Origin of the sequence: Mesorhizobium sp. M1006, assembly GCF_040318825.1 — a bacterium.
GTDB lineage: Bacteria > Pseudomonadota > Alphaproteobacteria > Rhizobiales > Rhizobiaceae > Mesorhizobium.
The window spans coordinates 1-904 of record NZ_JAMYMZ010000146.1; the positions used below are offsets into that span (position 1 = coordinate 1).

Sequence of the window (904 nt, forward strand, 5' to 3'; positions counted from 1 at the left end):
TCGGCACGTCAACAAAACGCTTCGCGTAAAGACCAAGCACCAGCGTTCGCTCGGCGGTTTCCGGGTGGACACGTACAACGGGATGCTCGGTCTCGAAACTCGCTCTCATCAGGGCCTCATCGTGAACTTTTCTTTCGGCTTCGGTAGGGCGGGCAAACACGGCGAAGTCGTACGCGTTGCTGTGAACTGCCCAGAGGTCGTCAGCAAGCCGTTGCAGCGGTGCCGGCAAGTCGAGATATGCGGCGGCGGTGTTTGACCACACCGTGTCGCCGCCGAATGGCGGGATCACAGCGCCGCGCAGCACCAAAATCTTGGGATAGGCATCCAGGTAGGCGAAATCGATGTGCCAAGCGTCAGTCCGGAAACCTCGTGCGTAATCAATCTCGAGGATCGACGTCGTTCCCTTCGCAGGATCTAACGTCGGAGACAGCATAGGCTTCCCGAAACGAAGAGCAAAGCGCTCGTGCTCGGCGTCGTCAAGATGACCCTGGTCACGGAAGAAGATGACTTTGTGGTCAAGCAGCAGGCCTTTGATCGCGGCGAAGGTCTGGTCCGGCAAATCGCCCGACAGCTTGATATTCCTGATTTCAGCGCCAATGCGCGCCGTGCATTTGACAACAGCGGTACGCGGAATGACACTATCGATCAAAGCCGTTTCACTCATGGTGTAATTCTCCAAGCTCACATTTCCTTCGCCAGACCAGAGCCGAAACTGTGACCATTAGGCTCGCCGGCGCCTATATCCCGCGCAAGGAACATGCCAACTCCCCGGTTAGCAGCATGGCCAATCGCGAAGACTGATCATCAAGCTGTTCATTCACCGATGGCTCATGCTCGCGCCAGGGAACCCGCTGTCGTATTGTCGCAAACGCGACAAGCACAGCTCGATACGTGATCAGAGCGT

At 57.1% G+C, this 904-nt stretch carries 1 protein-coding gene; it reads right to left on the reverse strand.

Annotated features, from left to right (window positions below; translation table 11 throughout):
- Positions 1-664 (reverse strand): TauD/TfdA dioxygenase family protein (locus NKH60_RS34965; RefSeq protein ID WP_352875134.1); only part of this gene is annotated, 664 nt, incomplete at its 3' end.
- Positions 665-904 lie beyond the last annotated feature (240 nt).